At 56.2% G+C, this 11,417-nt stretch carries 9 protein-coding genes; all 9 read right to left on the minus strand.

Annotated elements, in window-relative coordinates; all coding sequences use genetic code 11:
• Positions 1 to 35: 35 nt before the first annotated feature.
• The 9 genes from ispG to pbpC all read right to left on the minus strand — a co-directional run bounded on the left by ispG (position 36) and on the right by pbpC (position 11,417).
• A complete protein-coding gene (gene ispG, locus AC4OVU_RS16110; RefSeq protein ID WP_017383528.1) occupies positions 36 to 1,154 on the minus strand; it encodes a flavodoxin-dependent (E)-4-hydroxy-3-methylbut-2-enyl-diphosphate synthase in 1,119 nt (372 codons plus the stop codon).
• Between the two features lie 26 nt (positions 1,155 to 1,180).
• On the minus strand, positions 1,181 to 2,191 hold the full coding sequence (gene rodZ / locus AC4OVU_RS16115; RefSeq protein ID WP_491928750.1) for a cytoskeleton protein RodZ: 1,011 nt from the start codon (positions 2,189 to 2,191) through the stop codon (positions 1,181 to 1,183).
• A 291-nt stretch (positions 2,192 to 2,482) separates the two neighbouring features.
• Positions 2,483 to 3,649, minus strand: coding sequence for a dual-specificity RNA methyltransferase RlmN (gene rlmN, locus AC4OVU_RS16120; protein WP_003860623.1), 1,167 nt, complete (start codon positions 3,647 to 3,649; stop codon positions 2,483 to 2,485).
• Positions 3,650 to 3,796: 147 nt separating this feature from the next.
• Entirely contained in the window at positions 3,797 to 4,228 is a 432-nt protein-coding gene (gene ndk / locus AC4OVU_RS16125; protein WP_003860625.1) for a nucleoside-diphosphate kinase, read from the minus strand.
• Positions 4,229 to 4,352: 124 nt separating this feature from the next.
• Positions 4,353 to 5,228, minus strand: a complete 876-nt coding sequence (locus tag AC4OVU_RS16130) for a 4Fe-4S binding protein (RefSeq protein ID WP_110292896.1) — start codon at positions 5,226 to 5,228, stop codon at positions 4,353 to 4,355.
• Positions 5,228 to 6,004 carry a dimethyl sulfoxide reductase anchor subunit family protein gene (locus AC4OVU_RS16135; RefSeq protein ID WP_110292897.1) on the minus strand — a complete coding sequence of 259 codons (777 nt, stop codon included), beginning with the start codon at positions 6,002 to 6,004 and terminating at the stop codon, positions 5,228 to 5,230. Before AC4OVU_RS16135 ends, AC4OVU_RS16130 begins: the two co-directional genes overlap by 1 nt.
• Positions 5,997 to 6,626: a DMSO/selenate family reductase complex B subunit gene (locus tag AC4OVU_RS16140; protein WP_015572168.1), complete on the minus strand. Its 630-nt coding sequence runs from the start codon at positions 6,624 to 6,626 to the stop codon at positions 5,997 to 5,999. Before AC4OVU_RS16140 ends, AC4OVU_RS16135 begins: the two co-directional genes overlap by 8 nt.
• Positions 6,623 to 9,001: a DMSO/selenate family reductase complex A subunit gene (locus AC4OVU_RS16145; RefSeq protein WP_341846037.1), complete on the minus strand. Its 2,379-nt coding sequence runs from the start codon at positions 8,999 to 9,001 to the stop codon at positions 6,623 to 6,625. Before AC4OVU_RS16145 ends, AC4OVU_RS16140 begins: the two co-directional genes overlap by 4 nt.
• A gap of 88 nt (positions 9,002 to 9,089) precedes the next feature.
• Positions 9,090 to 11,417 carry a peptidoglycan glycosyltransferase PbpC gene (gene pbpC, locus AC4OVU_RS16150; RefSeq protein ID WP_023295146.1) on the minus strand — a complete coding sequence of 776 codons (2,328 nt, stop codon included), beginning with the start codon at positions 11,415 to 11,417 and terminating at the stop codon, positions 9,090 to 9,092.

Genomic DNA, 11,417 nt, shown 5'->3' on the forward strand with positions numbered 1-11,417 from the left:
AATCATACATGGGAAGCAGCCTGCTTCCCATCACGTTATTTTTCAACCTGCTGAACGCTGATGCGCTTCGCTTCGTCCATCATCGTCGCTTTCGCGCGAATCCGGGCTTCGAGCTGGTCGATCATATCACTATTATCCAGACGATCTTTACGAACGCCATCTTCATAGAGACCACTTTTCTTGTTACCGCCGGTAACGCCCAGCGTGGACACCAGCGCTTCACCCGGACCGTTCACCACGCAGCCGATGATGGAAACGTCCATCGGGGTGATGATGTCTTCCAGGCGCTGCTCCAGAGCATTCACGGTGCCGATCACGTCAAACTCCTGACGTGAACAGGTTGGGCAGGCAATGAAGTTGATCCCACGCGCGCGGATACGCAGTGATTTCAGGATGTCGAAACCGACTTTGATCTCTTCCACCGGATCGGCGGCCAGGGAGACGCGTAACGTGTCGCCGATGCCTTCAGAGAGCAGCAGGCCGAGACCAATCGCCGATTTTACCGAACCGCTTCGCAGACCGCCCGCCTCGGTGATCCCAAGGTGGAGCGGCTGATCGATCTGTTTTGCCAGCAGACGATACGATTCAACGGCCAGGAAGACGTCAGACGCTTTCACGCTCACTTTAAACTGATCGAAGTTAAGGCGATCCAGATGATCGACGTGACGCATTGCGGATTCGAGCAGCGCCTGCGGCGTCGGCTCACCGTACTTTTCCTGGAGATCTTTTTCCAGTGAGCCAGCGTTCACGCCGATACGGATTGGAATGTTTTTGTCGCGGGCGCAGTCAACAACCATGCGAATGCGCTCTTCGTTGCCGATGTTGCCTGGGTTAATACGCAGGCAATCGACACCATATTCAGCGACTTTCAGCGCGATACGGTAATCGAAGTGAATATCGGCAACCAGCGGAACGCTCACCTGCTGCTTGATCAGTTTGAACGCCTCGGCGGCATCCATGGTCGGTACAGAGACGCGAACAATGTCCGCGCCTACGCGTTCTAATGCTTTGATTTGATTGACCGTCGCTTCTACATCCGTAGTACGCGTATTGGTCATCGACTGGACGGCGATAGGCGCCCCATCGCCGACTGGCACGTTCCCAACGTAAATCCGTTTCGATTTTCTACGTTGAATAGGAGCCTGGTTATGCATGTAAAATCTCCCGCATTGCCCGTCTGTTACTGTGCTGCTGATTGTTCGGCACTAACGGTAAGACGCGCAACCTGGTTAGTTCTGATAAAGCGGCTCAGATCGACAGGTTTTCCTTGATACTGGATCTGTACCGCTGCCGGTGCGCCGATTTTAAGCTTGTAAGGTGCCTGGCCCGTTAGATTTAACGTGCCATCTTTACGTTGCAGGCCGCTGAACAGCTTTTTACCTGTCGCATCAGTCACTTCCAGCCAGCAATCCGCCGTGAAATTCATCACCAGCGCATTCGGGTCAACGGCAGGTGCCGCCGTACCCGCCGGGTCAGTTGGCAGTGACGCCGCGGTGTTATCTGCCGGTGCCGTTGCCGCAGGGGCGGTATCAACATTGGCCTGTGAAGGTGACACGACCGCGTTCTGATCCTGGGCCTGGGTGGCTGGTGCGGTATTCGCCGTCGCTTCTGGCGTCGTCGCTGGCTCGGTTGCAGGCGTGCTGCTTGCTGCCGCCTGAGGTTCGCTGGAGGTCGCAGCTCCTTCGGTGCTCAGCGGCACGCTTTGCGCGCCGTTATTACCAGACTGATTGAGCTCAGCGGAGGACTGATCGGCCATCGTCGTGATCTCTTCCTGCTGCGCTTTGTGGTTTTGCCACCACCATGCGCCCGTCAGGCCGACAACCACGAACAGGACCAGCCAGGTAAAGCTCATCAGCCAGCCATCGCGTTTTTTACGACGTTTACCCAGAGAGAAGCTCTGCATCGGCGCAACTTTTGCCGCACGCACAGGCGCCTGCTTCTCCATCATCGGCAGTAATTCGTCTTCAGGGATATGAACCAGTTTGGCGTAAGAACGGATATAACCGCGCAGAAACGTTGAAGCCAGATCGGCGGGTGCCTTATCTTCTTCAATATCGCGAACGGTGGAAACCTTCAGGCACAGGCGTTCTGCAACGGCTTGCTGGCTGAGTCCGAGTTGTTCACGGGCGTTGCGAAGACGAACGCCAGTGGAGAGTGCTGCATTTTGATCGTGAGTGGCTTCAGTATTCATTCGCTACAACTACTGGTACGTGAAAATAAGGGTTCAGGTGCCGGTGAGTCACAATGCCACCCGCACCGCGAAACTTTAGGTCAGTTAACCTGGAACAAACAGTATAAGACTGTCGGGCCGCAGATGACAGCGCTGGCAGGCCTTCACGCTAAACTGTTGTTACGTCGTTACATACTGCCCGAAAGTCGTATGAAACGCACCGTAATTATTAATCAGTCATAATGATTGTGACTGAATATTCAGTAAATTAATGCTTCACGGCGCAAAAAACGCGCCGTGTCTGCATAATAATCAAACGGTTTTGACCGCGATTGACTCACCCTGCATGCGCTTACGCAGCGTACGTTTGGTACGGTCAATAACGTCACCCGCCAGCTGACCACAGGCTGCGTCGATATCATCGCCACGCGTTTTACGAACGATGGTGGTGAAACCATACTCCATCAGCACTTTTGAGAAGCGATCGATACGGCTGTTCGAGCTACGGCCATACGGCGCGCCCGGGAACGGGTTCCATGGGATCAGGTTGATCTTACATGGCGTATCTTTCAGCAGTTCAGCCAGCTCATGTGCATGTTCGGTACCGTCGTTAACATGATCCAGCATCACGTATTCAATGGTCACGCGGCCCTGGTTCGCATTGGATTTCTCCAGGTAACGGCGCACGCCAGCCAGGAAGGTTTCGATATTGTACTTTTTGTTGATCGGCACAATTTCGTCACGGATGGCGTCGTTTGGCGCGTGAAGGGAGATGGCCAGCGCAACGTCAATCATGTCGCCCAGTTTGTCCAGCGCAGGCACTACGCCGGAAGTAGAGAGCGTAACGCGGCGCTTGGACAGACCAAAACCGAAATCGTCTAGCATGATTTCCATCGCCGGAACGACGTTGGTCAGGTTGAGCAGCGGTTCACCCATCCCCATCATCACCACGTTGGTGATTGGACGTGTACCGGTGACTTTCGCCGCGCCCACGATTTTCGCGGCACGCCAGACCTGGCCGATGATTTCCGACACGCGCAGGTTACGGTTAAAGCCCTGCTGCGCCGTAGAGCAGAATTTGCACTCCAGCGCACAGCCCACCTGAGAAGAGACGCACAGCGTGGCGCGATCGTCTTCCGGGATATACACGGTTTCAACGCGCTGATCGCCAACGGCAATGGCCCACTTGATGGTGCCATCTGAAGAGCGCTGCTCTTCCACCACTTCCGGTGCGCGGATTTCCGCCACTTCTTTAAGCTTATTGCGCAGCACTTTGTTGATGTCCGTCATGTCATCAAAGTTGTCGCTGCAATAGTGGTACATCCATTTCATGACCTGATCGGCACGAAATGGCTTCTCGCCCATCTCTTTAAAGAACTCGCGCATCTGCTGACGGTTCAGGTCCAGCAGGTTAATTTTTCCATTTTTATTGGGAACCGCAGGAATGGCGACTTCGGAGGTATTCACTAATTCAGACATAATTTTTTCCGGCCTCGTTGTTACACGTTGTGGCCCTTGGTGGGTTGAAAAGAAACGCCCCGGTAAACAGTCTGCTCGTCCGGGGCGTTGCATTGTACAAAGTCTGGCGCAGGGATGCCACGTTTGCACGCGGCATTTACGAAATTATTAGCGAGTGCGCGGGCACACTTCGCCTTCAGCGAAGAAGAACGCAATTTCGCGCGCAGCAGATTCAACAGAGTCGGAACCGTGGGTGCCGTTCTCGGTGAAGCTGTCTGCATAGTCGGCGCGCAGAGTACCTGCCAGCGCGTTGTCCGGGTTGGTTGCACCCAGCAGATCGCGGTGACGCTGTACCGCGTTTTCGCCTTCCAGTACGGATACCACGATTGGGCCAGAGGTCATGAACTCGACCAGACCATCAAAGAATGGGCGACCTTCGTGCTCAGCGTAAAAACCGCGAGCCTGCTCAACGGTCAGGTGCAGCATTTTGGTGCCAACGATCTTAAACCCTGCTGATTCAAAGCGAGCGAAGATGCTGCCAATAACGTTTTTTGCCACCGCGTTTGGTTTGATGATGGAAAAAGTACGTTCAATAGCCATTGATAACCTCTGTAAAATGTTCTGTTGTTTTTGCATACCTGAGTATGGTGTGGCGCGGATTATAAAGAGCAATAGCGCCATTGCCTATGGTTATGCATAACATTTTTTTAAAATGAGACGAAGATTAGCAACAGCTCGTATTTCGCATACCGTGTTGATGATGAAAACAGAGCGGACACTGCTTTTCATCAGACGTAAATGACCAGAAATGACGGTGGCACGTCAGGCAAACGGCTTCATATGCCGGTATGGTCACGCTTTTCGCTGTTCCTTCTGTTTGCGTCACGTTTATCGCCGCATGCTGGCATACCGCTTCGCAGCCGCCGCATCCCGTACAGCGTCCGGTTTCCACGATCAGTTCAGCGTTCCCAAACCGAATCGCGTTTTCCGTACAACTTCGCCAGCACGCGCCGCACAGTACGCAGGATTCGGCATCGAGCGTTATCTCTGCCTCGCTAAACGCAGAAAACGCCCTGCGCAGTTCACGCTGACCGGGCACGACGCTACAGGCCCGGACATCCTCACGGGGAACGTGCATCAGCGCACGCCGGGCGGTATTAACCTCGTTGACGGGTATATGTTTAAACGCCCACGCCGCTTCACCGCGCCGACGAAGCGCCAGATTCAGCCGGGCAATCGCCAGCAACCAGTCAGGATTCTGCTCCGCGTCGATACTGATAAAACGAACGTGGTGCTGCGCGTGCCACAGCAGAAGCTCATTCACCCCTGGCGCACGGTCAGTAAACGGCCCAACAAGCGTATCGCCACACAGAAAGCGTTTTCGCGGCGTGATGCCGGTGATGGCCTCAGCGGGGCAGACGAACAGGCAGTCACCGCATTCAATACAGCGGCTGTCATCAACCGAGACGCTTGAGTCGGTAAAAGAAAAAGCCTGCACAGGACAGACGTCCGCGCAGGCGAGGCAGGAAGCGTGGCGAAAACGGCGACGGACGCACGCATGCGTCACGTCCATCGCCGGGGCAAAGGTCAATCCGCCCATCAGCCAATACTGAAGAAAACGAAGCGCAGCATCAGCTCACCGACAATCAGCAATGCGCTTCCCAGCAGCATGGGAGATCGCGCCGCTTTCAGACCGCCCGCAGCAAAGCACAGCATACCCGCAACGGATACGCACCAGCTCAGCAGATGAACGGTTCGCAGTTGCTCCAGCATCTGTAGCGGTGCGTGAGGGAACGTCACCACGGTGTTGTCCATAGCCGTAATATCTGCCAGCCAGACGGGCTGCATCACCAGACGCACAAGCACCACCAGCGTAATAATGACAACCGCCGCACGCACGGTTTGAGTACGCGTCCCAACGGCCATGCAGGCTGAGCCGATAATCCCCACCGAACCGATAAACAGCACCAGAGTGTTTACGTGCTGCCATGTCACCACGGATGCGTGCATGTAGATCTGCGCCATGCAGAACACGTCGACTAAACCAACCAGACCTGCCACAACCAACAGTGGCTTCCAGCCTGGCTTTTTGACAAACATCAGCAGCGTTGCGAAGCCAAGCGCCGCAAGATAAAGACTGGCAAAGATAATCTCACGACTCAGCCAGGAGCTGGATACGTGGCGCAGCGCGTTAAGAGCATTAAGCGGATAGCCCATGTGCAGCGCGGAGGCGAGCAGCCCCAGACTCGCCAGCACAAACGCTCCGGCTGCCGGCAGCAGCGCGCTGCGTTGCGTGCTTCCGAACGCCAGCCACAGCGTAACGCCCACCGATCCTTGCAGGAACAGCGTAAAAATCAGCAGCGGTAACTCATGCATGACGTTTCCCCTCTTTCTCTGCGCCCTGATGCGCTTTGATCACCAGGTTTGGTTTGGTGATGGAGGAATCAGGCAAGCCTTTCACATCACAGACCGCACCATACTTCGCCCGCAGTTCATCAATCGGCCCGAATTTAATCGCTTCGAGTGGACAGGTTGCCACACAGACGGGCTGCTCTCCCTTCGCCTGGAGATCCACGCAGAAATCACATTTGGACATCTGCCCGGTCTGCTCGTTGAGCTGTGGCGCGCCGTAAGGGCAAGACCATGCGCAGTAGCCGCAGCCGACACACTTATCAGTATCAACGCGCACAATGCCGTCCCCCGGACGCTTATGCATCGCGGTGGTTGGACAGTTTTTGGTGCAGACAGGGTCTGCGCAGTGGTTACAGGAAATAGAGAGCGTGTAGGCAAAAACGTTGTTGCTGACGCCGCCCTGCCCGGTCGGGATAAAACTCCCGCCGTTGACTTCATAAACGCGACGGAAACGACGTCCGACCTCAAGGTTGTTTTTATCTTTGCACGCCACCTGGCATGCCTTGCAGCCCGAGCAGCGAGAAGAGTCGATATAAAAACCCAGCTGTTTGTCGCTCACCGGTGCGTAATGTTTAAACTGACTCATGCTTTAGCTACCTCCACCAGCATGGTTTGATGGGAATTCCCTTTCGCAAGCGCGGTAATACGGGCGGAACTGAGCACGTTCGCGCAGCCGCCTTTATCGATACCCTGCGCGTCCGGCTGCCACCAGGCGCCTGCCTGCATGGCCACCACGCCTGGAATGATGCGCGGCGTGACCTCCGCCGGGATCTCGCAAATGCCGCGCGCGTTATGAATACGCACGGTATCCCCCTGCGCAATGCCGCGCTTTTGCGCATCCTGCGGGTTGATCCACAGCTTTTGCTGCTGCGCCTCAATTAACCACGAGTTGGCGTACTGGGTGGAGTTAGCGCGGTTTTTCCCTTTCCAGGTGATCAGCTGAAGCGGGAAGGTTTTCGCCAGCTCGTCTTCCGGCCCTTCATGGGCTGGCACGTAGTGCGACAGCGCCGGAATTTCCGGGTGATGCATGTCGTACAGACGCTTCGAGAAGATCTCAATTTTTCCGGACGGCGTCGGGAACGGATGATTCTGCGGATCGCGAATGTTGTCTTCAAAGGCAACGTACGGCGCGCTTTTGAAAAGATGCTGACGCGTCTTCTGTAGCGTCGCGAAGTCCGGCAGTTTTTCATCCGGCATGGACAGCCGCGTCTGCTCCCAGATGTGCTCAATCCACGCTTTTTCGTCACGGCCCTCGCTGAACGCTGGCTCGACGCCAAGCTTAGCAGCGACCTCCCGCAGCCAGTCGTAGTCTGAACGGCGTTCAAATTCAGGTTCAATCAGCTTTTCTGACAGGATCAGATAGCTTGCCGTGCCCCAGGTTTCGCCGATATTCCAGCGTTCCATAAAGCTGGTTTCCGGCAAAAGCAGGTCGGCGTATCTGGCGCTCGGCGTCATAAACAGATCGCTTGCGACGATAAACTCGATTTTCGACTCGTCTTCCAGGACACGGGTTGCCTGATGAAGATCCGGGTTCTGGTTAGCCAGATAATTGCCCGCCAGCGAGAACAGGATGCGGATATTGCTGTCCAGCTTCTCAGCATCCTTCAGGCCATCTTCCGCGGTTACCTTAGAAGCATCATCCGCGGCCTGCACCCAGTTCATGACCGAAATTTTGGCTTTGACCGGGTTGTCCGGCATCTCTGGCCCGGCCGCAAATTTGCGGTTTGCGCAGCCGCCATAGCCTGCTGCCCAGCCGCCTTTCACCCCGACGTTACCCGTTAGCGTGGCCAGTATCGTCGAGCCGCGCGCGGTGCGCTCGCCGCAGTTGTGACGCTGCGGTCCCCAGCCCTGGATCAGCGCGGCGGGTTTGGTGGTTGCGTAGTCACGCGCCAGCTGACGAATAGTTTGTGCAGGCACGTGGGTGATTTTCTCTGCCCACTCAGGCGTTTTCGCCACGCCATCCTTTGCACCGCTCAGGTAAGCCATCAGGGATTCATTGGCCGGAACGCCCTCTGGCATGGCGTCTTCGTCAAAGCCAAGGGTGTAGCGTTGAATAAAGTCGCGATCGTGCAGATTCTCCGTGACGATCACATACATCATCGCGTCCATCAGGGCGTTGTCCGTGGCAGGAAGCAATGGGATCCACTGATCGGCAAGGGAGGAAACCGTATCGGAATAGCGTGGGTCGACGACAATGAAGCGCGTGCCGTTTTGCTTCATCTTCTGGTAGAAGTGGTTGCTGTGCCCGAAGATGGTTTCCGTCGGGTTATGCCCCCAGAGAATGACCAGCTTGGTGTCCAGCAGCGTGTCCAGAGAGCTACCGCTGGCGGCGGTGCCATAGGTATACGGCGTTGCCGCCGCCGTGTTACCCATACTGACCGAGTGATAGCTTTCGAGATAGCCGCCGGTTAAGTTGAGCAGACGACGAACCATTTTATCGCCAGAAAAGGTCCCGCCGGACACCGCGGTGCCCACATGAACATAGCGTGACGCAGCACCGTATTTTTGCGTAATAGTTTTTAATTGATTCGCAATGAGGGTGGTGGCTTCATCCCAGGTAATACGCTCGAATTTTCCTTCGCCACGTTTACCTACGCGTTTCATTGGATATTTCAGTCGATCGGGGTGATAAACAAATTTCCGATAAGCCCGACCACGAACGCAGGCGCGCATTACTGGCATCTGCGGATCCAGCGCGTTATCCGGACGCGTTGAAATTCGGGTCACAACGCCATCACTGACGTGAGCACGAATATCACACTTGCCGCCGCAGTCAAACGTACTACAGGTTTGCACCACTTTTTCTTCAGGCGTGGCGCCTGAAACCGCCGCGCCCTGTGCCTGTACTTTGCCGGTTTTGACGACAAACGGCAGGGCGGCGAGCGCCGACCCTGCCTGAATAAACTGACGCCGGGATATGGCGGGAATAAGCCCTTCTCCCTGATGTTTATTTTTTTTCATTGCTCGTTCCTTCAAATAAAAACGCATTCTCGTTTTTTTTCAGAAACGAATATTGATAATTATCAAGCTAACTCTTGAGGGGTAATACTTAGCGATCTAATTCAAAATTCACTGTCGCCGTTTGTCCTGTTTCATCTAATACAATTAATTGATATTTACCCGGCAAATATAATTGTAGTGAATAATTCTTCTGATGCCCGTCCAGCGGTTCGCCATTCAAAAACCACCATCGTTGTCCCTCCCCGCCGCTGGTTGAAACGTTGAGGGTCATATTTTTCTCACCCGGAAGACGTTTAATTACCGCCCCTTCTCTGACGCCTGACAACATCATCGGCGCCGCATTATGGTTATCCAGCGGAGGGCAAATAGCTGAACGGGCGGGGAGACGAGCAGCCCGTTTTTCAGCAGCAGGCAGCCAGGGCTCCAGCGGTAGCGGCCAGACATCCAGCACTTTCTCTGTCGCATCAGGACAATCCGCCGCAACGCGTTTGCCTTCTTTATCCAGCCAGACCGGGAAACGGATCCCGCGAATACCTTCCTGTTCCGGCAGCAACAGCGTAGGCGGTTCACTGCCTTCCAGCAGCCAGGTTGACAGCCGACGCCGACAGTTTTCGCTCCCTTCAGGCAGGGACTGGCCCCCCGGCCAGCAAATCACGCCCCGTCCTACGCTTGCAGGACGCGGATCGCGCGGCAGGCGCGCTTCATCCACCATCGAGCGGGACTGAAGCATGTTATTGACCTGATTCAGGAGCGGTACCGCGCTGGCGAAACCAAACTGCCCGGCAACGGGCGTGCCGTCCGGGCGTCCGGTCCAGATTCCAATGACATACCGGGCATTCAGGCCGATGGCCCAGGCATCCCGGTAGCCATAGCTGGTGCCCGTTTTCCACGCCAGCGGCGCAACCTGGGGCAGCGCACTGTCCGGCAGGGGCTGTGCTTCATTAGCGAGAATGCGTCGAATGATCCACGCCGCCCCCTGCGATAACAGCGGACGTTCGATCAGCGGATCGCCCGGCTGTAAACGCAGCCGGCCCGCCTTACCCTGACGCGCAAAGGCGCTATAGGCGGCAGCGATATCAGCCAGGCGTGCGCCTGCGCCCCCCAGGATCAGAGAGAGGTTGGGCTGTGCCCCCGCAGGCAGAATGAGCGGTAATCCCGCGTTGCTCAGCATTCCGGCAAAACGTTTTGGGCCGTACGCTTCCAGAACCTGCACCGCAGGCAGGTTGAGGGAACGCACCAGGGCTTCGCTCATACTGACCGGCCCATGGAAGCCGCTGTCAAAGTTGCCGGGACGATAATCCCCCGTTTTTCTTGGTACATCCTGCAATAACGAAGCGGGATGGATCAGACCATCGTCCAGCGCCATGCCATAGATGAATGGCTTGAGGACCGATCCCGGCGATCGGATCGCATTGACCATATCCACGTGGCTGAAACGGCTGTCATCATTGATATCTACCGAGCCTACCCAGCCACGCACTTTCATGGATGTATGATCCACGACGATCATCGCCAGCGAACTGCGGGCAGGCAGGCGTGATTTCCAGTTCATTGCCAGCTCTTCAAGCTGTCGTTGCAAAGCTGCATCCAGCGTGGTGACTATTTTTGTGTCACGACTTTTACTCAGCATCATGCGGGAAAAGAGCGGCGCCAGCTGCGGCATCTGCCGGGGTGCCAGCCAGACCGGCTCTTCACGGGACTCTTTCACCTGCTTCTCAGACCAGACGCCCTGAGTCAGCATACGGTCGAGCACTTTGTTCCGCGCCGCTTCGGCACGTTCCGGCCAGCGATCCGGGCGCAGGCGGCTGGGTGCCTGCGGCAGCACTGCCAGCAGCGCCGCGTCGGAATAGCTCAGCTGAGACGGCGGTTTGCCAAGGTAAGTCCAGCTTGCCGCGCCCACGCCCTGCAACGTGCCGCCAAACGGGGCACGGTTAAGATACAGCGTCAGGATTTCACGCTTGGAGAGATGCCACTCCAGCTGCATCGCCCGCCACAGCTGACGAATTTTACCGCCAAAGGTACGCGGATGCGGATCCAGCAGGCGCGCCACCTGCATGGTAAGCGTGCTCCCGCCGGAAACCACTCTCCCGGAGGTGAGATCCTGCCAGGCGGCACGCAGTACAGAAAGCGGATTGACGCCAGGGTGATCCCAGAACCAGCGATCTTCATACTGGATCAGCGCCTCAAGATAGCGTGGGGAAACCTCTTCAATGGTAACCGGATAGCGCCAGATGCCTTCGCTGTCGGCAAAACGCCACAGCGGAACACCCTGCTCATCCACCACCACTCGCGCTGGGTTGACCTCTTTCAGGGGCAACGGCCACACGCGGTCAGCGACGACAATCAGCCCCCCTGAAACGAGAAGCGCTCCCGCCAGCCACAGCCAGCGGGAGCGAATCAGGCGTGCTATCCGCAT

The sequence above is a fragment of the Enterobacter sp. 6722112 genome, assembly GCF_058661685.1.